A 24,901-nucleotide genomic window follows, 5' to 3' on the forward strand; every position below is an offset into this window, starting at 1 on the left:
GTCCGGAACAAAAAAGGCGACCAGATGGCCGCCTTTTCAGTGATTAGCGTGGCAGCACCGAACTGCCCATCAAAGCTTCGTCGATGGCGCGTGCAGCCTGACGACCCTCGCGGATAGCCCAGACAACCAGAGACTGACCACGACGAACGTCGCCAGCAGTCCAGAGCTTGTCGACCGAGGTCTTGTAGTCCTGGTCGTTGGCAACAACGTTGGTCGAACCACGGCGGTCGGTGTTGAGCTCCAGCTTACCTTCCAGGTCCTTCAGGACGCTGTCGGTGAACGGGCCGGAGAAACCGATCGCGATGAAAGCAAGGTCAGCCTTGATGATAAATTCCGTGCCGGCGATCGGCTTGCGCTTCTCATCCACCTGGCAGCACTTCACACCGGTCAGAACGCCGTCTTCTCCGACAAATTCCAGCGTCGCAACCTGGAACTCGCGCACAGCGCCTTCGGCCTGCGAAGAGGAGGTGCGCATCTTGGTTGCCCAGAATGGCCAGACTGCGAGCTTGTCTTCCTTTTCCGGCGGCATCGGACGAATGTCGAGCTGCGTGACCTTCACGGCACCCTGACGGAATGCAGTGCCGACGCAATCCGATGCCGTGTCACCACCGCCGACGACAACAACGTGCTTGCCACCGGCCAGGATCGGATCGGCAGGCCAGCCAACGCTGTCGATGTTTTCACGACCGACGCGGCGGTTCTGCTGAACGAGGTAAGGCATGGCATCATAAACGCCGTGGAAATCCGCGCCGCCGATACCTGCCGGACGCGGCGTTTCGGAGCCACCGCAATAAAGAACCGCATCGTGGTCGGCGATCAGCTTCTCAGCAGAAATGTCGACACCGACGTTGACGCCATAATGGAAAGTGACACCTTCACCCTTGATCTGCTCGACACGACGATCAATGAAGTTCTTCTCCATCTTGAAGTCCGGAATGCCGTAACGCAACAGGCCGCCTGCCTTGGATTCACGCTCATAGACGTGAACCTCGTGACCGGCGCGGCCGAGCTGCTGGGCAGCGGCGAGACCGGACGGACCGGACCCGATGATCGCGACCTTCTTGCCTGTGTGAACCGTGGCCGGCTTTGGCACGATGAAGCCCAGTTCGTAGGCCTTGTCGGCAATTGCCTGTTCGACCGTCTTGATCGCAACCGGCGTATCCTCAAGGTTCAGCGTGCAAGCCTCCTCGCAAGGCGCGGGACAGACGCGACCGGTAAATTCCGGGAAGTTGTTGGTGGAGTGAAGATTGCTGATCGCCTGTTCCCAGCCGCCGTTATAAACCAGATCGTTCCAGTCGGGGATCTGGTTATGGACGGGACAGCCCGTCGGACCATGACAGTAAGGAATGCCACAGTCCATGCAGCGTGCCGCCTGCTTCTGCACTTCGGCATCCGACATGGGAATGGTGAATTCCCGGAAGTGACGGATACGGTCGGAGGCGGGCTGGTACTTGCCAACTTGCCGGTCGATCTCCAGAAAACCTGTTACCTTACCCACGTTTATATCCTCATATCAAAGCGGAGCGCCGGTCGGGCCCCAGTACCAGTAGGCGAAACCAAAAACCGCCCCCAGCACGATGAACTCAAACCCGATCTCGCCGTTTGCGCAGTAAACCGCCGTTGGAACGGCGATTGCGACGATCAGCGAGATCAGTCGATGAAATTTCCCCACGCGGCGGATTACTCCGCCGCCACACCCATGCGCATCCGTTCCATTTCCTCAAGCGCACGACGGTATTCGACCGGCATGACCTTGCGGAATTTCGGACGGAACTCACTCCAGCGATCAAGGATGTCCTTGGCACGGGACGAGTTGGTGTAGTGGAAGTGGTTCGAAATCATCTGGTAGAGGCGCTCTTCATCATGGCGCGTCATGTCTTCGGAAACGTCCACGCGTCCCTTGTGCATGAGGTCACCGCCGTGATGATGCAGCTTTTCGAGCATGTCGTCTTCTTCTGGGACCGGCTCGAGCTCGACCATGGCCATGTTGCAGCGCTTGGCGAAGTCACCCTGTTCATCGAGAACGTAGGCCACACCACCGGACATGCCGGCTGCGAAGTTACGGCCGGTTTCACCGAGAACGACGACGATGCCTCCCGTCATGTATTCGCAGCCATGGTCACCCACGCCTTCGACGACGGCAACAGCACCGGAGTTGCGCACGGCGAAACGTTCGCCTGCAACGCCGCGGAAGTAGCACTCACCGGTAATGGCGCCGTAAAGCACCGTGTTGCCGACGATGATCGAGTTTTCCGCGACGATGCGGGTGTTCTCCGGCGGACGCACGATGATGCGGCCACCCGAAAGACCCTTGCCGACATAGTCGTTACCGTCACCCACCAGATCGAAGGTGATACCGCGTGCTAGGAACGCGCCGAAAGACTGACCGGCCGTTCCGCGCAGCGTCACGTGGATCGTATCGTCCTTCAGGCCCTTGTGGCCCCAACGCTTGGCGAGCGCACCCGACAGCATCGCGCCTGCCGAACGGTCGACGTTCTTGATCGGAACTTCAAAGACAACCGGTTCGCGGTTTTCAAGCGACGGCATCGACTTTTCGATCAGCTTGCGGTCGAGAACGTCTTCGATCGGATGGTGCTGCCGCTGGGTCCAGAAAGTTGCTTCCTTCGGCGCATCGACCTTGTGGAAGATACGGCTGAAATCGAGACCCTTGGCCTTCCAGTGCGCCAGCATTTCTTCCTTTTCGAGCAGTTCGGAAGCACCGATGATCTCGTCCAGCTTTGTCACGCCAAGCGAAGCAAGAATTTCGCGGACTTCCTCGGCAACGAAGAAGAAGTAGTTGATGACGTGTTCAGGCGTGCCCTTGAAGCGCTTGCGCAGAACAGGGTCCTGCGTGGCAACGCCGACCGGGCAGGTGTTCAGGTGGCACTTGCGCATCATGATGCAACCGGCAGCGATCAGCGGCGCGGTCGCAAAGCCGAACTCGTCCGCACCGAGCAGTGCGCCGATAATGACGTCGCGGCCAGTCTTCAGACCACCATCGACCTGCAGCGCAACGCGTGAGCGAAGGCCGTTCAGCACCAGCGTCTGCTGTGTCTCGGCAAGGCCGATTTCCCACGGAGAACCGGCATGCTTGAGCGAGGTCAAGGGCGACGCACCTGTGCCGCCATCGAAACCGGCAACGGTAATGTGGTCGGCGCGTGCCTTGGCAACACCGGCAGCAACCGTGCCGACGCCGACTTCGGAAACGAGCTTCACGGAAACATCGGCTTCCGGGTTGACGTTCTTCAGGTCGTAGATGAGCTGCGCCAGATCTTCGATCGAATAGATGTCGTGATGCGGCGGCGGCGAGATGAGACCGACACCCGGGGTCGAATGGCGGGTCTTGGCAACCGTCGCATCGACCTTGTGACCGGGCAGCTGACCACCTTCACCGGGCTTGGCGCCCTGCGCGACCTTGATCTGCAGCATGTCAGCATTAACGAGATATTCCGTCGTCACACCAAAGCGGCCGGAGGCAATCTGCTTGATTGCAGACCTTTCCGGGTTCGGCTGGCCGTTCAGAAGCGGCATGTAACGGTCGGATTCTTCGCCGCCTTCACCGGTGTTCGACTTGCCGCCGATCCGGTTCATGGCGATTGCCAGCGTTGTATGCGCTTCGCGGCTGATGGAGCCGAACGACATCGCACCTGTCGAGAAACGTTTGACGATTTCAGCAGCGGGCTCGACATCATCCACAGAAACAGGCTTGCGGCCGAGCGCTTCAGCACCCTTGATCTTGAACAGGCCACGGATGGTGTTCATGCGCAGCGCGGTGTCGTTCACCATGCCGGCAAACTCGCGGTAGCGATCCTGGCTGTTGCCACGAACCGCGTGCTGCAGAGAGGCTACGGCGTCAGGCGTCCAGGCGTGGCTTTCGCCGCGCATACGATAGGCGTACTCGCCGCCGATATCGAGCGTGTTGGCGAGGATCGGGTCCTTGCCGAAAGCCGCCGTGTGACGGGTCACGGTTTCCTCGGCGATTTCCGTCAAACCGACACCTTCGATGGAGGTCGCTGTACCGAAGAAATACTGTGCGACGAATTCCGACGACAGGCCGATGGCGTCAAAAATCTGCGCGCCGCAATAGGACTGGTAGGTGGAAATGCCCATCTTGGACATGACCTTGAGGATGCCCTTACCGACGGCCTTGATGTAACGGTAGACAACTTCGTCTTCCGACACTTCCTTCGGGAAGGCGTTGTGCTTGTGCATATCAAGCAGCGTGTCGAAGGCGAGATACGGGTTGATCGCTTCCGCACCGTAACCTGCCAGCAGACAGAAGTGATGGATTTCGCGTGGCTCGCCGGTTTCGACAACGAGACCGACCGAGGTACGAAGGCCCTTGCGGATCAGGTGATGGTGCACGGCAGCGGTTGCAAGCAGAGCCGGGATAGCAATGCGATCCGGTCCAAGCTGACGATCCGACAGCACGATGATGTTGTAGCCGCCACGCACGGCAGATTCGGCACGCTCGCACAGGCGGTCCAGCATGTCAGGCATGCCTTCGGCGCCACGCTCCACGTCATAGGTGAAGTCGAGTGTCTTGGTATCGAAACGGTCTTCCGTATGACCGATGGAGCGGATCTTTTCCAGATCGCCATTGGTCAGGATCGGCTGGCGAACCTCGAGACGCTTGGCGCGGGCTGCGCCTTCGTGATCAAGGATGTTCGGGCGCGGACCGATGAAGGACACGAGGCTCATCACCAGCTCCTCGCGGATCGGATCGATCGGCGGGTTGGTGACCTGTGCGAAGTTCTGCTTGAAATAGGTGTAAAGCAGCTTCGACTTTTCCGACATTGCCGAAATCGGCGTGTCCGTACCCATCGAACCGATCGCTTCCTGACCGGTTGTTGCCATCGGCGACATCAGGAGCTTGGTGTCTTCGCTGGTGTAACCAAAGGCCTGCTGACGGTCGAGAAGCGATACGTCGCGGCGCAGCGCGCGCGGCTCTACCGGCTTCAGCTCTTCCAGAATGAGCTGCGTGCGATCCAGCCAGGTGCGGTAAGGATGCTTGGCAGCCAGCTCGTGCTTCACTTCCTCGTCGGAAATGATAGAGCCCTTTTCCATATCGATCAGCAGCATCTTGCCGGGCTGCAGGCGCCATTTCTTGACGATGCGCTCTTCCGGAACCGGCAAGGTGCCAGCTTCCGAAGCCATGATGATGCGGTCGTCATCGGTCACGAGATAACGGGCTGGACGCAGGCCGTTACGGTCAAGCGTCGCGCCGATCTGCTTGCCATCCGTAAAGGCGACGGCGGCCGGGCCATCCCATGGCTCCATCAGAGCGGCATGATATTCGTAGAATGCCTTGCGTTCAGCCGACATGGACTGGTTGCCCGCCCATGCTTCCGGTATCAGCATCATCACGGCATGCGCCATGGAATAGCCGCCACGCACGAGGAACTCGAGCGCGTTGTCGAAGCAGGCGGTGTCCGACTGGCCTTCATAAGAGATCGGCCAGAGCTTGGAGATGTCGTCGCCGAACAGAACGGAGGAAACCGACGCCTGACGCGCAGCCATCCAGTTGACGTTACCGCGCAGCGTGTTGATTTCGCCGTTATGGGCGACCATGCGATACGGGTGAGCCAGCTTCCACGACGGGAAGGTGTTGGTCGAGAAACGCTGATGGACGAGCGCCACCGCGGATTCGAAACGCGGGTCCGAAAGATCCTTGTAATAGGCGCCAACCTGATAGGCCAGGAACATGCCCTTGTAGACGATCGTCGAAGACGACAGCGATACAGGGTAGAAGTCCTGCGCTTCCTTGCCACCGCCCTCATCATAGATGCGGTTGGAAATGACCTTGCGGATCAGGAAGAGCTGGCGTTCGAACTCTGCGTTCGTCGCAGCGTCGCGGCCAGCGCCGATGAAGACCTGAACGTGATGCGGTTCGGTCGCAGCGATATCGGGCGCCTTGGAAAGCGAGGAATTGTCGACCGGGACATCGCGGAAACCGATGAACTGCTGGCCTTCCTCACCGATGACGTCGATGATGACTTTCTTGTAGTGTTCGATACGCGATGGGTCGCGCGGCATGAAGATATGACCGACGGCGTATTCACCCGCCTTTGGCAGGGTGACGCCCTGCTTGGCCATTTCTTCACGGAAAAAGCGGTCGGGGATCTGCACCAAAATACCGGCACCATCGCCCATCAGCGGATCGGCGCCGACAGCGCCGCGATGGGTGAGGTTTTCGAGGATAAACAGGCCGTCCTTGACGATCTGATGGGATTTCTGCCCCTTCATATGCGCGACAAAACCGACGCCACAGGCATCGTGCTCATTCGCCGGGTCGTAGAGACCCTGCTTTTCCGGCAGACCACGCGGAGTGACCTTCGTCACTGCAACGGAAGCGGCCCCGGCCGCGGTGGGACAGTCAGTGGTCATGATGGCGGCAGCGTTATCCGCCAGCGTCTTGTTCGTCATTGTTCGTCCCTCCTGCAAAGCACTTGCACGGTCTCGCACAAAGAACCGGTTCGACGCGGATTTTCACTGAACATGAAACCCGCCGTCATTCCGGCTCGTTAAAATTTAGGACAGCATGACTGTCTCAATTCTCAAGAATTTTGGCAGAAACGGGCTCGTTTAGCAAGGCGCATGTTCAATTTATAAAACCGGACTTTTGCAGCGAAGTTTCCAGAGACGTCTATCCCGCGAAATTTTCTTTTGAGAAACAGCCCCTCACTGTTGCTTTCATTACCCTATTTGCCATTTGCGAAGTGAGGTCATAAAACTTTGCGAGTCATCCCGCAGACTGCCCGTACAAACTGAGCCCATCCATCGGAAAGCCCCAAAAATGTTTTTTGCTTCAGACAATTGGGCTGGTGCCCATCCCGCCATCAACGACCGGCTCTCGAAGGAGTCCACCCGTTTTGCCGCAGCCTACGGCACGAGCGAATTGGACCGCTCTATCGAAAGCCGCTTCAACGAGTTGTTCGAACGTGAGGTGGCCGTCTTCTTTGTTGCCACAGGCACTGCGGCAAATTCTCTTTCCCTCGCCAGCATTGCACGCCCGGGCGGTCTGACCTTCTGTCACTCGGAAGCCCACATCATTGAAGACGAATGCGGCGCACCGGATTTCTTCAGCGGCATGCGCATGGTCGCCGTCGAGGGCCCGAACGGTAAAATGCTGCCGGAGAATCTTGTCGAGCGCATCGCGCGCTATCCACAGGACGCCATCCATCACGGACGCGCAGCTGCCGTCAGCATGACGCAGGCAACCGAGGTGGGGACCGTCTACACGCTGGATGAAATCGACGCCATTTCCAAGATCGCCAAAGACAACGGCCTGCCATTGCACATGGATGGGGCTCGCTTTGCAAACGCTCTCGTTTCGTTGGGAACAACACCCGCAGAAATGACCTGGAAACGCGGCGTGGACGTACTGTCATTCGGTGGCACGAAAAACGGCTGCTGGTGCGCAGAGGCAATCGTGTTCTTTGATCCGACGCTTGCAAAAGACTTCGCGTTTCTGCGCAAACGGACTGCCCAGCTTTTCTCCAAGTCGCGCTTTATTGCCGCCCAGTTCGACGCCTATTTGCAGGACGATCTCTGGCTCGGTCTCGCCAGCCACGCCAACGCCATGGCCGACCGGCTGCGCGCCGGCTTTGGCTCGCTCAACAGCGCGCGTCTGGCATGGCCGACATCGGCCAACGAGGTCTTCGCCATTCTTCCCAAGGCATCGGCAGATGCCGCGACTGAAAAAGGCGCAAAGTTCTACGACTGGCTTGTTCCGCGCGACATGCCGGAAAAAGTCGCAGACGACGAAATGCTGATCCGCATGGTGACGAGCTTTGCAACGACAGAGGCCGACGTCGACGAGTTCCTGTCGATCTGCGGCGCAGCCTGACATCACCAAACCTCTCAGCCGTCATTCGCGCGTTTTGCACGGAATGACGGCCGAAGGCTTTAATTTGCCTCGCCCTCATCGGAAGACGGAAAGAAGCGATTGGCGGGACGGCGAAGACCGAGATGGTCGCGCAGTGTCGTGCCGTCATATTCGGTGCGGAACAAGTTACGTCTTTGCAACTCCGGTACCACCAGTCTGGTGAAATCATCCAGTCCGGCCGGCAGGAAGGGAAACGAGACGTTGAACCCGTCCGAGCCTTCCTCATGGAGCCAGCGCTCCATATCATCGGCGATCGTCGCCGGCGTGCCGACGAAAGCCAGCCCCGCATAACCGCCAAGACGCTGGGCCAGTTGGCGCACCGTAAGCCCCTCGGTCCGGGCCAGTTCAATCACCCTTTCCCGACTTGATTTGCTGGCGTTTGTCTCAGGGATGTCCGGCAACGGCCCATCTGGATCGAATGTCGAGGCATCATGGCCGAGTGCTATGGAGAGCGAGGCGATAGCGCTATCGTAGTGGACGAGACTGTCCAGCCTCGCACGCTTCGCGCGCGCCTCTTCGAGAGAGTCGCCAACGACGACGAATGCGCCCGGCAGAATGACGATATCATCGTAAGAGCGGCCCGCCGCAACGGCGCGATCCTTGACGTCTTTATAGAAGGACTTGCCGGCAGCAAGATGGGCAGGGGCTGCGAACACAACTTCAGCCGTTTCCGCCGCCAGTTGGCGACCAGGCTCGGACGCGCCAGCCTGCACAATGACAGGCCATCCCTGAACGGGACGCGCGATATTGAGCGGACCCTGCACGGAGAACTCACGGCCCTTGTGATGCAGCGCATGCATCCGGTCAGGATCGAAGAAAATTCCGCTTTCGGTATCACGAATAAAAGCGTCATCGGCAAAGGAGTCCCAGAGACCGGTGACGACGTCATAAAACTCGCGTGCCCGCGAATATCGCTGCGAATGGTCGGGCTGCGTTTCGCGTCCGAAATTCAATGCTGCATCCGGGTTGGCCGTGGTCACGATATTCCATCCCGCCCTTCCACCGCTCAAATGGTCGAGCGAGGCGAAACGCCGTGCAACGTGATAGGGCTCGTCGAATGTTGTCGAGGCTGTTGCCACCAGTCCGATGCGGCTGGTGACAGCCGCAAGCGCCGATAGCAGGGTGAATGGCTCGAACGATGTGACCGTATGGCTTCGTCGCAAAGCCTCGACCGGCATGTTGAGGACCGCAAGGTGATCGGCCATGAAAAAGGCGTCGAACTTGGCAGCCTCAAGCTGTTGGGCAAAACGGGTGAGATGGGCAAAATTGAAATTGGCATCCGGCCATGCGCCCGGATAACGCCAGGCACCGGTGTGAAGGCTTACGGGTCGCATGAATGCACCGAGGTGCAGTTTGCGTTCAACTCCCATCAAGGATTCCTTTCGTCCTGAAATACATGATCGCAAAACAGACCGCTGCTGACCTTGGTCATGACGTAGCGGTGGAACCGGACCTGAAAACAGTGACGCATCTCGCGTCAGAACCGGCTCCTTTAGCTATATGGAACGGCCGGGCGGAAATACCAGTCCTCGATGATCGCAAGAGCATCGATCGAATGACGGGTTGAGATAGGGCCCGGCAGAAGGTATCAGGTGCTTCAATTCAAGGCGGACCTCCCGCAAACCTGCCTCTCAAAACCCAAAAGGCTTATCCCGACATGATCCCGGATTTCCTCGTCACCCATTCCGGTGGCTTCCATGCCGATGAACTGCTGTCCAGCGTCATCCTCACCCGGCTCTTTCCAGAAGCCCGCCTTGTTCGCAGCAGAGCACCGGAATGGATCACGCCCGGCGAAGACCGGATCATCTACGACGTCGGCGGCGCCTATGATGAGACGAAGGGAATATTCGATCACCACCAGCGTGGCGCGCCGCTCAGGGACGATGGCCAGCCCTACAGCTCCTTCGGCCTGATCTGGAAGCACTATGGTCGGAATTATCTCGCCGCATTGGCGATCCCGGCAGAGCACATCGAAGCCATCCATGCCTCTTTCGACAGCGGCTTCGTGTTGCCGGTCGATCTGGTCGACAACGGTGCGCTGAGCCCCTCCACTGCGGGACAGTTGGCAGGACTAACGCTGCCCGCACTTCTCGAAATCCTGAAGCCGGTTTTCGATGAGACCGATCCAGAAGCAGAAACGCGGGCATTCCATGCAGCGCTCGACATCGCCCGCAGCTTCGTCGAAGCCAAGATCGCGAAAAGTGCCGCAAAGCTTCGTGCCGAAGCACTTGTGAACAAGGCTATCGTCGACGCCGGTGCAGGGTATATTCTGGAACTGCCCCTCGGCATGCCGTTCCGGCCGGCGATTGTCAAAGCAGGCGCAGATCATCTTCTGTTCGTGGTCCATCCACGCGGCAACGACTGGTGCCTGACCGGTATTCGACGTGCAGACGAAGGGTTCGAGTTGCGCGCTGACCTGCCTTTGGCATGGGCAGGCCTGACCAATGAGGATCTTGAAGCCGCCTCCGGCGTTAAAGGAGCAAGCTTCTGTCACAATGGTCGGTTCATCGCCGCTGCCAAGACCAGGGAAGCAGCGATGGCCATGGCGGAGTTGGCAGTGAAAGAAGCTTTTGCCACTGGCGCGGCGGTCGCGACCAGCGCCTGAACAGAGATCAAGACGGAGCGGGACAGTGAGTGTTGCTTTCACCAAAGAAGAAAGTTCCGAAACAGCATCGGAAACCTTGCTGCCCGACCGTCCGATTTCATCTCACCCGAACCTCCTGACGGAAACCGGCATGAAGGCTCTGGAATTGCAGCTTCAGCAGGCTCGCGATGCTTATGAAGCGACAAATGCGATCAAGGACATCAATGAACGGCGTCGGCAGGCGGCAAGCCCCCTGCGCGACGTCCGCTATTTTGCTGCGAGAGTGAGAACGGCGCAGGTCATCCCTGATCCGACGTCGTTCGATACCATCGCGTTCGGCAACACGGTTACTTTCAGCCGCGATGACGGGCGGGTGCAGACCTACCGCATCGTGGGAGAGGACGAAGCAGACCCCAAAGCCGGCTCGATCTCCTTTGTTTCACCGGTAGCGACGCGCCTCATGGGTAAAGCGGTCGGTGACGCGGTGGAAATGGGCGGCCACGAACTGGAAATCATTTCGATCTCGTAAGGCAGTGGTTATCGGTTGCCTATCCAGTGATGTGAAATCCTGTCGGCCAATCCTGCAGTGTCGCCGCCTGCGTTTGTACGTCGACCACGGATGCGCCGCGCGGTCCGTGCCAGAAGCCTTCAATCATTGAGGAGACGGCCTGCTCTGGTCCTGCGATCAGGGCAACGACAGAACCGTCGGCTTCATTGCGGACCGAACCCACCAGACCGAGCTTCAAGGCTTCCTGGCGCGTCCAGACGCGGAAACTGACACCCTGTACCTTGCCGGTAATTCGAACCAGCATTGCCTTTTGATCGCTCGACATTGTCGTCTCCCATCAGCAGTCATCTCAAAAAATGCCGAACTGCAGCGCTTGTTGCAAGCCGCTCATGTGCAAGTCTTCACTCGATCCTGATTTTCCGTCCCTGACAGTTTTCCAGCCGTCCTCAAGGGAACGCCCGATGGCGCGCGAACGTTCTTACAGTTCAATAATTCCAACGAGGCTGGTCGGGTCTCCGGCATTTCAAGCAAGAGGGAAGAACCATGGCAATTGCAAAAAACACCGTTTGCGTCTGGTACGACAAGGACGCCGAGGCCGCGGCTCGCTTCTACACAACGACATTTCCAAATAGCGTAATGGGCGCGATTGTCCGTGCACCGGGGGACTATCCTTCCGGCAAGGAGGGTGATGTCCTCACGGTCGAGTTTACGGTTGCAGGCGTTCCTTGTGTTGGTTTGAACGGCGGGCCGGTCTTCAAACACAACGAAGCATTCTCGTTTCAGATCTCCACCGAAGACCAGGAGGAAACCGATCGCTACTGGAACGCCATCGTCGGCAACGGCGGTGAAGAGAGCGAGTGCGGCTGGTGCCGGGACAAGTGGGGAATTTCCTGGCAGATAACACCGAGAACCCTGATTGAAGCACTCACAGTCGGCGGTGATGAGGCAAAACGGGCTTTTGATGCGATGATGACCATGAAAAAGATCAACGTCGCGGCAATCGAGGCTGCGCGACGCGGATAATCCGTAAATCTTCGAAGAAATTTCTATGAACCGGCAAACATGTCAGCATGGAATGCCAAGCCTTCCGGTCGTCAACGCGATATAGTCTACTAAATTAATAGACTAAATCGGAGCCGCTCGGCGCCTCCTTCATTGACACCCTACGCTGCGACGTTCAGCGCCAATACGAGGCTTTCCGATGACCAGACAAGTGATCGAATATGCGGGTATTGCGGTTGGAATTGTTGTCCCCGACAACGGCCTGCTGAAGTTCATTGCCGTAAAATTTCATGTTCATGATCTGGATGGACGATACTTCGCTTCACCGGCGGAAGTTTTGCGTGCGATCCATAAATTGGTGTCGACTGGAAACACGGTCCATGCAGCGTCAAAAGCTGCCTGACTGGAAACAGGAGACCGTTTCTTTCGTCTTTCCGCCTTGCGAGACGATCTCGAGCGCAGACTTCTCGTTCACGAGTATCGTTCGCTTCTGACGGATGACCTGATAGGAGATACAGGCATGTCGGATGTTCGGGATCGGCTGTTCGAAGTCTCCGGCGAACTCACCTCCGTTCGTTCCCGATGCCGCTAACCAATGCATCGGACGAAAACGTACCGTTTCGCGTCACGATTGACTTGCGATCATGAAGGAATAAAATTCCTCTAAGCGCAGCCGTACTCAATCAAGAACGAAAAAGACGGTATGAGCGTCCGAAACCGGCAAGCCTTACGGGCTCGACAGTTTCCGCCTCGCGCTTCGGCGACTCTGGGAGGAGGCTTGCCATGACTTGTCGCGGATTTCTGCTGCTTACAACTCTTTTCGTATTTTTACCGCCTGCTGCTTACGCTCAGGAAGGTGACGTGACTGCCGGTGCAATCGTCTTCAAGAAGTGCGCCGCCTGTCATGTCGCCGAGACGGACCAGAACAAGGTGGGACCATCACTGAACGGTTTGTTCGGCAGAAAAGCCGGAACACATCCGGACTTCTCCTACTCGGCGGCGATGAAGGATGCGGGTGAAGGCGGTCTCGTCTGGGACGAGGCAACACTGCGTGATTATCTGCACAACCCGAAATCGAAGGTCAAAGGTACAAAAATGGCTTTCGCGGGTCTGAAGGACGAGACGGAAATCACCAATCTCACGGCCTATCTGAAACAGTTCTCAAAGTAGAACCACGTCCCGAAAGGGATGGATACTAGCTAAATCGCCGTAATTGCCCACATTTTTCATTTGTGAGATAATGACGGTCACACTTTTCTAAAAAAGCAGTTTCACGTCCACGGTCGCAATCGTCTCAGGGAGGAGACGGAAATGGCTGTTGTGCTGATTCTCGTTCTGCTGGTGGTTGGCTCCGTGTTGTTTCACATGCTGAGCCCCTGGTGGTGGACGCCGATTGCGTCCAACTGGAGTTATATCGACCACACGCTGGTCATTACGTTCTGGATCACCGGCATTGTCTTCATCGCTGTGGTTCTGTTCGTTGCCTATTGTGTCTTTCGCTTTCGCCACAAGCCGGGGAACAGGGCAGCCTATGAACCGGAAAACCGCAAACTCGAATGGACGCTTGCCGGCGGCACCGCCATTGGGGTTGCCGCCATGCTCGCGCCCGGCCTGATCGTTTGGGACCGTTTCATTTCCGTCCCGGCGGATGCCGCGCCCGTCGAGATCGTCGGCCAACAGTGGCTGTGGAGTTTCCGGCTGCCGGGTGCTGACGGAAAACTTGGTCGTTCCGACACCAGTGCCGTCACCCCCGACAACCCACTCGGCCTTGATAAAAATGATACCTCCGGTCTCGATGACGTGATCGTCGATGGCGGTGAGCTGCATGTGCCAGTCGGCAAGCCCGTGAAGGTGCTGTTGCGCTCCATAGACGTCATTCATGATTTCTACGTGCCGGAATTCCGCGCCAAGATGGACATGATCCCCGGCATGGTAACGTTTTTCTGGTTCACGCCCACACGAACAGGAACCTTCGACGTTCTTTGTGCCGAACTGTGCGGTGTCGGCCATCCCCAGATGCGTGGAACCGTCGTGGTCGATGACGCGGCCACCTATCAGGCATGGCTGGAACAGCAGCCGACCTTCACACAGCTTACGGCCTCAGAGGCGCCGCAACCGTCAAATTGACGGCTGCGAAGTAGACGATCGGGAGGAAAGGAGGGAAGACCATGACGGAAATCCGCTCGGACAGCGCAGACGCCATTCCACCCGCAGAAGTCGCGGAGATGGAGCTTTACCATCCCAAAAGCTGGTGGACGAAATACGTTTTCAGCCAGGACGCGAAGGTGATAGCCGTCCAGTATTCTCTTACTGCTCTGTCGATCGGCCTGGTCGCCCTTGTGTTGTCCTGGCTGATGCGGCTGCAACTCGCTTTTCCCGGTTACTTCACCTTCATTGATGCAGATCGCTATTACCAGTTCATCACCATGCACGGCATGATCATGGTCGTTTATCTGCTGACCGCGCTGTTTCTCGGCGGCTTCGGCAACTACCTCATTCCGCTGATGGTTGGCGCGCGTGACATGGTATTTCCCTATGCCAACATGCTGAGCTACTGGATCTATCTCCTGGCCGTGCTCATCCTTGTCGCAGGCTTTTTCGCACCCGGAGGACCAACCGGTGCTGGCTGGACGCTTTATCCGCCGCAATCCGTGCTTTCAGGCACGCCGGGGGGAAGCAACTGGGGCATCGTCCTCATGCTTTCCTCGCTGATCGTCTTTATCATAGGCTTTACCCTCGGTGGCCTGAACTATGTCGTTACCGTTCTACAGGGGCGCACACGCGGCATGACGCTGATGCGCATGCCGCTCACAGTCTGGGGCATTTTTACCGCAACGGTTATGGCGCTGCTTGCCTTTCCAGCCCTCTTTGTTGCTTCGGTCATGATGCTGTTCGATCGATTGCTGGGCACCAGCTTTTTCATGCCTGCCATTGTCGAAATGGGAACGCAATTGCAGCACGGCGGCGGCAGCCCCATCCTGTTCCAGCACCTCTTCTGGTTCTTCGGTCATCCTGAAGTCTACATCGTGGCGCTGCCTGCCTTCGGTATCGTCTCGGATCTCATCAGCACCCACGCGCGCAAGAACATTTTCGGTTATCGCATGATGGTGTGGGCAATCGTCATCATCGCCGCACTCAGCTTCGTCGTCTGGGCCCATCACATGTATGTCAGCGGCATGAACCCCGCCTTTGGTTTCTTCTTCGCCACGACCACTCTCATCATCGCGGTGCCGACGGCCATCAAGGTCTATAACTGGGTGCTGACACTCTGGCGTGGCGATATCCACCTGACCCTACCCATGCTGTTCGCGCTTGCCTTCATCGTGACCTTCGTCAATGGCGGGCTGACCGGTCTCTTTCTCGGCAACGTCGTCGTTGATGTTCCGCTGTCCGACACCATGTTCGTCGTCGCGCATTTCCACATGGTCATGGGCGTCGCACCGATCCTCGTTGTCTTTGGTGCCATCTATCATTGGTATCCGAAGGTAACCGGACGCATGCTGAACGCTATCCTCGGGCATATTCACTTCTGGATCACCTTCCTCGGTGCCTATGCCATCTTCTTCCCCATGCACTATCTCGGCCTGATCGGCGTGCCGCGCCGCTATTACGAGCTGGGAGAAACGGCGTTTGTACCGGCTTCGGCGCATACGCTGAACATTTTCATCACGGTGATGGCGCTGATTGTCGGCGCCGGACAAATGGTTTTCCTGTTCAATCTCGTCTGGAGCCTCTTCAAAGGCAGACCTGCAGGCGGCAACCCCTGGAGAGCGACAACACTCGAATGGCAAACACCACAAACCCCACCGGCACACGGCAACTGGGGCCGGGAATTGCCGGTCGTCTACCGCTGGGCCTATGACTACAGCGTTCCCGGAGCAACGGAAGACTTCATTCCACAGACCGTACCGGCCACCGGCGGCAACACGCGGGAGGCAACATCATGAGTGCGACGCTGATTTTCCTTGCCGCCATCGGTGCGGTGATCGTCTGGTGGATGTCCGGCCAAAGGCTCACCGCGAAACCGTGGCTCGAAACTGGCACGATACCGCTCACGGATCACCCTTCCACGCCCCCCACAAAGATCGGATTGTTCGTATTCCTCGGCGTGGTCGGCGCACTGTTCAGCCTCTTCATCAGCGCCTATTTCATGCGGATGACGTCTTCGGACTGGTGGACAACGCCGGTGCCGCGGATTTTGTGGCTGAACACTGGCGTGCTGATCCTTGGTAGTACCACTCTTCAATGGGCAGAAGTCGAAGCCAAACGTGGACGCGAAAGCGCTGTCCGTCACGATCTGACTGCCAGTTTCGTTCTCGCGCTTCTTTTCCTCATCGGGCAGGTCGAAGCATGGCGTGAGCTTGCGTCTTCCGGCTTCGTCTTTTCGGGCAACCCGGCCGACAGCTTCTTCTACCTGCTGACAGGGCTGCACGGCCTGCATATCCTTGGCGGTATCCTTGTTCTCGGACACACAACCGTCAGAGCATTTTCGGCCGATTTCCCGCGAAACAGACTTCGCCTCAACATCGAACTCTCGGCAATTTACGCCCATTTCATGCTGGCAGTCTGGCTCATACTTTTCGCAATTTTTGCAGGATGGGCAAATGATTTTGCCGACCTGTGCCGACAACTGCTGAATTAGGAGGACAAAATGGTTCAGTCCGCCCAAACGCATGGTAACCAGCCAGTCCGCCCATCCGGCCTCAAGGGCATTGCCGCCGATTTTTCCTCGGATCAACGCGCCTTCAAAACTGCGTCCTGGGGCAAGGCGATGATGTGGTTCTTCATCCTCAGCGACATTTTCGTCTTCGGATGTTTTCTGCTGGCCTACATGACCGCCCGCATGTCCACCACCGTTCCATGGCCGAACCCGAGCGAGGTGTTTGCGCTTCACATCGCAGGACAGGATGTCCCGCTGATCCTCATCGCCATCATGACGTTCGTGCTGATTTCAAGCAGCGGCACGATGGCGATGGCAGTCAACTTTGGCTACCGCCGCGAAAAGGGCAAGACGGCCGTTCTGATGCTGCTGACGGCACTTCTCGGTGCCACCTTCGTTGGCATGCAGGCTTTCGAATGGACGAAGCTGATTTCGGAGGGCGTCCGCCCCTGGGAAAACCCGTGGGGCGCTGTACAATTCGGCTCGACCTTCTTCATGATCACCGGCTTTCACGGCACCCATGTCACGATCGGGGTCATTTTCCTGCTGATCGTTGCGCGAAAAGTCTGGCGGGGCGATTTCGATACAGAGCGGCGGGGCTTTTTCACCAGTCGAAAGGGCCAATACGAAGCTGTTGAGATCATGGGCCTCTACTGGCACTTCGTCGATCTTGTCTGGGTTTTCATCTTCGCTTTCTTCTATCTGTGGTGAGGAGCGCCATCATGAACGAAACAGCGCCAGTTCAAACGCAAACCGAACATCAACAGCATTCCATACGGCTTTATCTACTCGTCTGGGGGCTGCTCTTCGTCCTCAGCGCCTTTTCCTACATGGTCGATTATCTGGGCATACAGGGTTATCCGCGCTGGTCGCTGATCATCCTCTTCATGCTTCTCAAGGCGGGGCTGATCATTGCAGTCTTCATGCACATGGCATGGGAACGGCTGGCCCTTGTTTACGCCGTTTTACTTCCCCCGATACTGGTGCTGGTTTTCATGGCGCTGATGATGTCGGAGGCGAATTACACACTCTTTACCCGACTGTCCTTCTTCGGCGCCACGCCCTGAATGACGTGAGCGCCGGAGAGGACAAGTGTTCAATCGCTCAGAGGCGTTCCGGCTCGACGACCTTGCGGTAGAGGTGCCAGGTGGCATGTCCGAGAACCGGTATGACGATGGCAAGACCGGCGAAGAAAACTGCAAAGCCTGCTGCCAGCAGAACTGCCACGATCAGCCCCCACAACATCATTTCGATCGGATTGACGACCACCGCTTTCAACGACGTGTAAACCGCTGCCAAAGCGCCGGTGTCGCGATCGAGAAGGAGCGGAAAAGCGACAACCGTGGTGCAGAGCACAATCAGGGCAAAGAAGAAGCCAATCAGGTTGCCATAGAGCATCAACTGCCAGCCCTGAGTTGTCGTGAAAACATCACTGATAAAGGTCATCAGCGATGCCGGCTGTTCAGGCCCGAACAGGCGGATATAAAGCGCTTGCGCGGTGTACATCCAGGCCACGAAGATCGCGACCAGTAGAGCTCCGACGGCAAGGATTGCCGGGATTGCCGGAGAGTGGCGGACTTCCAGTGCATGTTGCCAAGACGTGTCCATACCGAGTTCGCGCCTACGGCTGATCTCATAAAGACCAATAGCGGCGAAGGGTCCAAGCAGGGCGAAACCCGACATCAGTGGAAAGACCAGCGGCAGGGCATTGGCACCGGACGTCCAGCGCGCCAGCACGATGCCGGCAACGGGGTAAATCAGGCAGAGAAAAACATAATGAGACGGCTTGTCCCAGAAGTCATCCAAGCCTTCTTTGAGCGCTGCGAAGACATCCGAAACACTGATGCGTCTGACATTCGGGAAGACGGCGTTATCGCGCCCACCCGCAATCACATGAAAATGCGCCATGACGTTTCCTCCCGATTACGCCTTGGCAGCAACGGTCAACAGGCATTCCCGCGCATAAACCGGGACCAATGGACCGAAACTGCACGTCTTTCCAGTATACGCCCCTTGGCGAAATCTGAACAGAGGCCCAAGGGATCGGCAATGGGATCGGTGACCAGGAAGGTAGTGTCCACTGCTTCATCGCCATTCTTGGCGATCGACAAAGGGCCGTCCTTGCATAAAGACGGCCCCCTCCGTTTTGCTTAGCGCTTATGTTGTCCGATGAGTTGCTCCATCATTGCCATCTCTTCGGCCGTCAGGTCCTGCAGCGGTGAACGAACAGGACCTGCGTCGAAGCCTTGCAGTCGTACACCGGCCTTGACGGCGGAGACGGCATAACCCTTGGCGCGGTTACGGATGGCCATGAAGGGATAGAAGAAGTCGATGAGGATCGTTTCGCACTTCGCCCGTTCGCCGGCGCGAAGCGCTTTGTAAAACTCGACCGCAAGTCCCGGCACGAAATTGAAGACGGCTGAAGAATAGGTCGTGAAGCCAGCACCGAGATAGGCTTCGGCGAAAAGCTCTGCGGTTGGCATACCACCGAGGTAGGTGAGGCGATCACCCATCTTCGCGGTAATCTGGCGGACAAGACCGATATCGCCTGTCCCATCTTTGAAGCCCACGAGGTTTTCGCACTCGTCACAAAGTCGCGCCAGCGTATCGGCCTGCAGAACGGAATTATCACGGTTATAGACCATGACCCCCATCCCGGTTGCCTGGCAGACCGCCTTGATGTGACGGTAGAGACCTTCCTGTGGCGCATCGATCAGATAATGCGGCAGCAATAGAATGCCATCGGCGCCTGCCTTCTCCACAGATTTGGCAATCGAGACCGCGATCTCCGTACCATAACCGCAACCGGACACAATTGGCGTCTTCCCGGCGGCATCCTTGGCGACGCGCACGATTTCAGGGATTTCTTCCGGTGTCAGCGAGAAAAACTCGCCTGTCCCGCCGGCAGCAAACAAGGTTGCCGCCTCGAAGCCGGAGAGCCAGTTCACATGCTCTGCGTAACTCTTGGGGTTAAATCGTCCTTCCTGATCGAAATGCGTGACCGGAAAGGACAAAAGCCCCGCACCGAGCGCATGTTTCAGGTCTTGAGTTTTCATGGTGTACCTCCTCTTGTCCAGGTGCGACGATCGCCACCCGTCCCTCTGTTCTGTTTTTGGGATCTGCGCCTCAGGATTCCAGCGACTGAACCATGGCTGCGAGCCGTTCGCAGGCACCGATAAGTTCCTGATCGGATGCCGCGATGGAAAGGCGGATGTAACCGGGTGCGCCAAACGCCGCGCCAGGCACGCTCGACAGACCGAACTGCTGTAAAAGGCAAGCCGCGAAAACCGTGTCGTCTTTGACGACATCACCGTTGGATGTCTTGCAGCCCAGCAATTTCTGGACGCCAATGAAAGCGTAAAAAGCGCCATCGGGAGGACTGAAATCGATACCGTCGATTTCGGCCAGGCGCTCAGCGACGATTTTCGCACGCCCGGCAAAGGTCTTTGCCCCCTGCCCGACAAAACTCTGATCTCCCGTCAGCGCCGCGAGCGCTGCCGCTTGCGCGATGGGGGATACACAGGAAACGCTTTGCGATTGCATCTTGTTGAGTGCGGCGATCAACGGTTTCGGTCCTGCCGCATATCCAAGCCGCCAGCCGGTCATGGCGTAGGCCTTGGATACGCCGTTGACGATCAAGGTTCGATCTCGCAGTTCCGGGCAAGCCTGTCCAAAGGAGACGAAACTCGTGTCCCTCAAAAGGACATGCTCGTAGATTTCATCGGAAACGACGAGAACACGCGGATAACGGGCGAGCACGGCTGCGATCTGACGATATTCCTCGGCAGAATAGATGGCACCAGTTGGATTAGAAGGCGAGTTCAGCATCAACCAACGGGTTTTCGGCGTTATCGCCTCTTCCAGTTGCTTGGCAGAAATTTTGAACCCTGACGCGGCACCGCAGCCAACATAAATAGGCTCGCCACCGTGCAGGGATACGATGTCGCCGTAGGAAACCCAACAAGGCGTTGGAATGATGACCTCGTCGCCTGGTTCAAGGGTTGCGAGAAAGACATCAAAAAGGATCTGTTTGGCACCATTGGCAACCATGACCTCATCGACCGTGTAGTCCAGGCCGTTCTCGACCTTGAACTTGCGTGAAATCGCCTGACGCAGATCGACCATGCCGGCGGGCGCTCCGTATCGGATGCCGCCTTTGCGGATCGCTTGCATGGCCGCTTCAGCAACATGCTCAGGCGGTTCGAAGTCGGGTTCTCCGAGCGACAGATCGATAATATCGCGCCCTTCCGCCGCCAGCTTCTTCGCGGCCATGGCAATCGCCATGCTGGGCGACGATTTGATGCCTGCCGCGCGATTGTTCTCGAAACTCATTGTGGCTTCCTTGAATTCTGACGTGAGTTTGATGCCGGACGAGGCTTTCGTCTCGCCCGACATCACCGGGAGAACTATTTCGAAATGACGTAGTCGAAGGCACTGTCGCGTTCGGCGGCAGCGGCCTCACGCTTGTCGACCGGGCCATAACCACCACCGCCTGGAAGCTGCAGGATCAGCCGCCGGCCCGCCGGCACATGCTGGCGACCCTTGGACGCAAGACGGGTGCCGTCATCGAGAAGCACCGCACCCGCAGCACCATTTTCGCCACCCTCTCGGCCGCGTGGTGGATGATCGATACGATCGAACATCGCGTTGAAATGCATCTCGTGACCATCAGTCGGAGAGATCTCGACCACCTGACCAAGACCACCGCGGAACTGCCCGGCACCGCCAGAACCGTCGCGCAGCTCCTTGCGCCAGAAGATCACCGGACCGACATGCTCTGTAGCTTCGATAGACATAGAATGAACGCCGCTCGGGAATGCCGTCGCACTCAGGCCGTCGAGGGTCGAGCGGGCACCTGCGCCACCGCTATTGAAGAGCAGGACTTCGGCGCGCTGGCCACCATCTGCGGGCGCCTTTTCGCCTTGCAACGGGCGCACGCTGACATGGAGGTTCCAGAGAGCACCCGCCCCTTCCGCCGGAACGCGTCCTGGCAGCATCTTGTGCACGGCCCCAAGCACGGCATCCGGGACGAGATGGCCGAGGACGTGACGAACGGACACCGGTGCGGGGTGTTGCGCGTTCAGAATGCAGTCCTTCGGCGCCGTCATACGGAACGGCAGCAATGAGGCGTGATTGTTTGGAATTTCAGGTGCGAGCGAGCATTTCAGACCATAGCAAGCGTAGGCAGCCGAGTAGATGATCGGGCAATTGATGCCCTTAGGGCTCGGTGGCGACGTCCCCTCGAAATCGGCGAGGATGTGATCTTCGGCGACCTCAAGACGCACGGCGATGTCGATCGGAGAGCCATATCCATCCACGCGCATTACGTTGGAGTAAGAGCCCTTCGGCAGCGCGGCGATACGCTCTATGGTCGCATCATAGCTGCGTTTGAAAATGAACTCGCCCAGCGTTTCCAGATCCGCGAGATCGAATTCGTCCATCATGTCCATCAGACGGCGATGGCCGATTTCATTGCATGCCGCGAGTGAGTAAACGTCGCCCACCACCTGGTGGCTTTCACGAACATTGTTGCGAAGAATATTGACGAGATCCTTGTTGACCTTACCCCGCTCCGCGAATTTCATGATGGGAACAAAGATCCCCTCTTCGTACACCTCGTTCGCGTCCGGTCCGAAGCCTCGGCCACCGACGTCGACCACGTGCGCCGTGCAGGCGAAGTAACCGACCAGTGCGCCGTTGCGGAAGCTTGGCGAAACCACCGTGAAGTCGTGCAGGTGGCCTGTGCCCTTCCACGGGTCATTGGTGATGTAGACATCGCCTTCGAAGATGTTTTCGGGTCCGATATCGCGAATAAAATGCCCGACGGCTTCCGCCATGGCGTTGACGTGGCCGGGCGTTCCGGTCACCGCCTGAGCAATCATCTTGCCACCACGGTTGAATACACCTGCGGAAAGATCGCCCGATTCACGGACGCTGGTGCTGAAAGCGGTGCGGATAAGCGTCACGGCTTGTTCTTCGACGACGGAGATCAAGCGGTTCCACATGATCTGCATGTGGACTTCGGAAAGTGCGTTGGTTGTCATGGGTCTGTCCTCCGTTCAAGCGCTCTGCTTGACGCGTACGAGCAGGCAGCCATCGGCCTGCATGATGACTTCGCGGCTCGCGGTGATGATGGTTGAGGTCTCGCGTTCGGTGATGACGGCAGGCCCGCTCACCCAGTCGCCAGCCTTCATGTCGTTGCGGGAGACAATCGCAGCGTTCTGGAAGCGGCCTTCCTGAACATCGAATATTTCGCGCGTGCCGCGGGCTTTCGCTTCCCCGGCCTTTGCCGTCTTGCCGATCCGGTCGGGTGGCGCGACTTTTGAGGTGGCGCGAAGCGACCAGCTCACGATTTCGACGTCGAGACCGTCGATCACGCGGCCGAAGAACTTCTCATATTGCTCGTTGAAGAGGTTGCGGAACACCTCGCCATCGGCATCGACATAATCACGGACAGCAATCGTCACCGGCACTTCCCAGCCCTGACCAACATAGCGCATGTATGCCGTGCACTCGAGATCGGGGTCGGCATCCGGAGCACCGGAACGGACGAATGAAGTTGCTTCAGCAATCAGATCCGAGATCGTCTGGTTGATCGCTCTGGCTTCGAAGCGGCTGAGGCGGCTATAGGCACTGCGCACGGATTCAAAACCGAACGGCGCGCGCAGGAAGCCGATGGCCGAGCCGACACCGGCGCCCGGCGGAATGAGCAGTTCCGACATGCCAAGCTTTTCGCAAAGGCGCGCGGCATGGATGGGAGCGGCACCGCCGAAAGCGATCATGGTGAATTCGGAGAGTTCCTTGCCGTTTTCCACCGCATGCATACGCGCGGCATTGCTCATGTTCTCGTCCACGACTTCACTAAGCCCGTAGGCAGCCGTAGAAATGTCGGTCTCGAGCTTGGAAGCAATATCGGTCTGCATGGCCTTGTCGGAGGCCGGACGGTCGAGCTTCATTGCACCACCTGCAAACTCATCCGGGTCAAGTCGGCCAAGGATCAGGTCCGCATCGGTGACTGTCGGGTTCTCACCGCCACGGCCGTAGCAGGCCGGGCCTGGTTCGGAACCGGCACTGTGCGGCCCGACGCGGATCTGACGCATGCTGTCGATGGTGGCGATGGAGCCGCCGCCTGCACCGATCTCGACCATTTCAATGACCGGAATGGAAATCGGCATGCCGCTGCCCTTCTTGAAGCGCCAGGTACGCGCCACTTCGAAGGTTTTCGAGGTCTTGGGTGTCTGCTTTTCAATCAGGCAAATCTTGGCAGTGGTGCCACCCATGTCATAGGAGAGAACCTGATCGAGACCATAGCTGCTGGCAATATGGGCAGCGAAGATTGCACCACCGGCCGGACCGGACTCCAGAAGGCGGACAGGGAATTCAATGGCGCTTTCGACGCTGATGATGCCGCCACCGGAGTGGATCATGAAGACCGGGCAACGTGTCCCCTCTTCCGTCAGGCGACCGACAAGGCGGTTCAAATAGGACGCCATCAGCGGCTTGACGAAGGCGTTGGCGCAGACGGTATTAAACCGTTGGAACTCACGCATCTGCGGAGACACTTCCGACGAAACCGATACCGAAATATCGGGCTTCTTGGCCAGAAGCCGATCGCGAACCGCGATTTCATGCGCTCCGTTCAGGTAGGAATGGATAAAGCCGATCGCCACGCTTTCGTAACCGGCGGCGATGATGTGGTCGCAAAGTGCGTCCACTTCGGCAAGGTCGAGCGGCTTCAGCACCGAGCCATCAGCGCCGATACGTTCGTCGATGACGAAACGCTCATTGCGCGGGACGAGTGGTGCCGGCAGGACGATATTCAGATCATACTGCTCGAAGCGGCTTTCCGTGCGCATCTCGATGACATCGCGAAAGCCCTTGGTGGTGATGAAAGCCGTGCGCGCTCCGCGTCGCTCAATCAGCGCGTTGGTCGCAAGCGTGGTGCCGTGAATGATCGTATCGATCTCGGACAGATCCACGCCGGCAACGTCTGCCACTTGGCGAATACCTTTGACGATCGCGTTTTCAGGATAGGAATAATCGGTCAGAACTTTGATCGAATGGAGAGTGATGCCTACCTCCATCGCAACGTCGGTGAAGGTGCCACCGATATCGACACCGACCCTGATCTGCTTGCCATCTTTCGCCATTTCTTGACTATGCTCCATAAGCGAGCTGTTGATGCGCCGGCCTTGCGAAAGCTCAATTTTCGACATGCCGGGGGCATTCTCCGCACGCGTTGCGACGGAGGCCAAAGCT

At 57.8% G+C, this 24,901-nt stretch carries 21 protein-coding genes; 11 read left to right on the forward strand and 10 right to left on the reverse strand.

The genetic code is table 11. The features are described 5' to 3' along the window. Window positions 1-43 precede the first annotated feature (43 nt). The 3 genes from HWX89_RS04370 to gltB are packed head-to-tail and all read right to left on the reverse strand — an operon-like array spanning window position 44 to window position 6,426. A complete protein-coding gene (locus HWX89_RS04370) occupies window positions 44-1,498 on the reverse strand; it encodes a glutamate synthase subunit beta (protein ID WP_138793599.1) in 1,455 nt (484 codons plus the stop codon). 15 nt (window positions 1,499-1,513) lie between these two features. Next, window positions 1,514-1,672: a hypothetical protein gene (locus tag HWX89_RS04375; RefSeq protein WP_178340616.1), complete on the reverse strand. Its 159-nt coding sequence runs from the start codon at window positions 1,670-1,672 to the stop codon at window positions 1,514-1,516. An 8-nt stretch (window positions 1,673-1,680) separates the two neighbouring features. Continuing rightward, entirely contained in the window at window positions 1,681-6,426 is a 4,746-nt protein-coding gene (gene gltB / locus HWX89_RS04380; protein ID WP_138793598.1) for a glutamate synthase large subunit, read from the reverse strand. Window positions 6,427-6,796: 370 nt separating this feature from the next. On the opposite strand from gltB, the gene HWX89_RS04385 reads away from it, so the two are divergent. After that, the gene (locus tag HWX89_RS04385; RefSeq protein ID WP_138793597.1) at window positions 6,797-7,849 is read left to right on the forward strand and encodes a threonine aldolase family protein; all 1,053 of its coding nucleotides are present in this window, start codon (window positions 6,797-6,799) and stop codon (window positions 7,847-7,849) included. A 59-nt stretch (window positions 7,850-7,908) separates the two neighbouring features. On the opposite strand, the gene HWX89_RS04390 is transcribed toward HWX89_RS04385, so the two are convergent. Continuing rightward, a complete protein-coding gene (locus HWX89_RS04390; protein ID WP_138793596.1) occupies window positions 7,909-9,258 on the reverse strand; it encodes an LLM class flavin-dependent oxidoreductase in 1,350 nt (449 codons plus the stop codon). A 287-nt stretch (window positions 9,259-9,545) separates the two neighbouring features. Here HWX89_RS04390 and HWX89_RS04395 point away from each other — a divergent pair, with 287 nt between their 5' ends. Together HWX89_RS04395 and greA are read left to right on the forward strand one after the other, a co-directional pair. Further along, window positions 9,546-10,493: an MYG1 family protein gene (locus HWX89_RS04395; protein WP_138793595.1), complete on the forward strand. Its 948-nt coding sequence runs from the start codon at window positions 9,546-9,548 to the stop codon at window positions 10,491-10,493. 25 nt (window positions 10,494-10,518) lie between these two features. Beyond that, window positions 10,519-11,001, forward strand: a complete 483-nt coding sequence (gene greA, locus HWX89_RS04400; RefSeq protein WP_138793594.1) for a transcription elongation factor GreA — start codon at window positions 10,519-10,521, stop codon at window positions 10,999-11,001. Window positions 11,002-11,020: 19 nt separating this feature from the next. Here greA and HWX89_RS04405 read toward each other — a convergent pair whose 3' ends face one another. Beyond that, window positions 11,021-11,305, reverse strand: a complete 285-nt coding sequence (locus HWX89_RS04405; protein WP_138793593.1) for an acylphosphatase — start codon at window positions 11,303-11,305, stop codon at window positions 11,021-11,023. Between the two features lie 224 nt (window positions 11,306-11,529). Between HWX89_RS04405 and HWX89_RS04410 the strand changes: the two genes are divergently transcribed. From HWX89_RS04410 to HWX89_RS04445, 8 genes are all read left to right on the forward strand, one after another. Further along, window positions 11,530-12,003, forward strand: a complete 474-nt coding sequence (locus HWX89_RS04410) for a VOC family protein (protein WP_138793687.1) — start codon at window positions 11,530-11,532, stop codon at window positions 12,001-12,003. A 178-nt stretch (window positions 12,004-12,181) separates the two neighbouring features. Next, window positions 12,182-12,385, forward strand: coding sequence for a hypothetical protein (locus HWX89_RS04415; protein WP_138793592.1), 204 nt, complete (start codon window positions 12,182-12,184; stop codon window positions 12,383-12,385). Window positions 12,386-12,765: 380 nt separating this feature from the next. Beyond that, window positions 12,766-13,152 (forward strand): c-type cytochrome, encoded by a 387-nt coding sequence (locus HWX89_RS04420; protein ID WP_138793591.1) that lies wholly within the window; start codon window positions 12,766-12,768, stop codon window positions 13,150-13,152. 141 nt (window positions 13,153-13,293) lie between these two features. Continuing rightward, the gene (locus HWX89_RS04425; RefSeq protein WP_138793590.1) at window positions 13,294-14,109 is read left to right on the forward strand and encodes a cytochrome c oxidase subunit II; all 816 of its coding nucleotides are present in this window, start codon (window positions 13,294-13,296) and stop codon (window positions 14,107-14,109) included. 41 nt (window positions 14,110-14,150) lie between these two features. Next, entirely contained in the window at window positions 14,151-15,929 is a 1,779-nt protein-coding gene (locus tag HWX89_RS04430; RefSeq protein ID WP_138793589.1) for a cytochrome c oxidase subunit I, read from the forward strand. Further along, complete coding sequence (locus HWX89_RS04435; protein WP_138793588.1) at window positions 15,926-16,624, forward strand: cytochrome c oxidase subunit 3; 699 nt, start codon at window positions 15,926-15,928, stop codon at window positions 16,622-16,624. The genes HWX89_RS04430 and HWX89_RS04435 overlap by 4 nt, the downstream gene beginning before the upstream one ends. Window positions 16,625-16,633: 9 nt before the next feature. Then, window positions 16,634-17,353, forward strand: coding sequence for a heme-copper oxidase subunit III family protein (locus HWX89_RS04440; RefSeq protein ID WP_138793587.1), 720 nt, complete (start codon window positions 16,634-16,636; stop codon window positions 17,351-17,353). A gap of 11 nt (window positions 17,354-17,364) precedes the next feature. Further along, complete coding sequence (locus HWX89_RS04445; RefSeq protein ID WP_138793586.1) at window positions 17,365-17,709, forward strand: cytochrome C oxidase subunit IV family protein; 345 nt, start codon at window positions 17,365-17,367, stop codon at window positions 17,707-17,709. Window positions 17,710-17,746: 37 nt separating this feature from the next. Here HWX89_RS04445 and HWX89_RS04450 read toward each other — a convergent pair whose 3' ends face one another. The 5 genes from HWX89_RS04450 to HWX89_RS04470 all read right to left on the reverse strand — a co-directional run bounded on the left by HWX89_RS04450 (window position 17,747) and on the right by HWX89_RS04470 (window position 24,792). Then, entirely contained in the window at window positions 17,747-18,550 is an 804-nt protein-coding gene (locus HWX89_RS04450) for a DUF2189 domain-containing protein (protein WP_138793585.1), read from the reverse strand. 242 nt (window positions 18,551-18,792) lie between these two features. Next, on the reverse strand, window positions 18,793-19,698 hold the full coding sequence (gene kdgD, locus HWX89_RS04455; RefSeq protein ID WP_138793584.1) for a 5-dehydro-4-deoxyglucarate dehydratase: 906 nt from the start codon (window positions 19,696-19,698) through the stop codon (window positions 18,793-18,795). Between the two features lie 70 nt (window positions 19,699-19,768). Then, window positions 19,769-20,974, reverse strand: coding sequence for a pyridoxal phosphate-dependent aminotransferase (locus tag HWX89_RS04460; RefSeq protein ID WP_138793583.1), 1,206 nt, complete (start codon window positions 20,972-20,974; stop codon window positions 19,769-19,771). Between the two features lie 74 nt (window positions 20,975-21,048). Continuing rightward, the gene (locus HWX89_RS04465) at window positions 21,049-22,686 is read right to left on the reverse strand and encodes a hydantoinase B/oxoprolinase family protein (RefSeq protein ID WP_138793582.1); all 1,638 of its coding nucleotides are present in this window, start codon (window positions 22,684-22,686) and stop codon (window positions 21,049-21,051) included. A gap of 15 nt (window positions 22,687-22,701) precedes the next feature. Then, entirely contained in the window at window positions 22,702-24,792 is a 2,091-nt protein-coding gene (locus HWX89_RS04470; protein ID WP_138793685.1) for a hydantoinase/oxoprolinase family protein, read from the reverse strand. Between the last annotated feature and the right edge of the window lie 109 nt (window positions 24,793-24,901).

This window comes from Rhizobium sp. RM (assembly GCF_013390595.1).
GTDB lineage: Bacteria > Pseudomonadota > Alphaproteobacteria > Rhizobiales > Rhizobiaceae > Agrobacterium.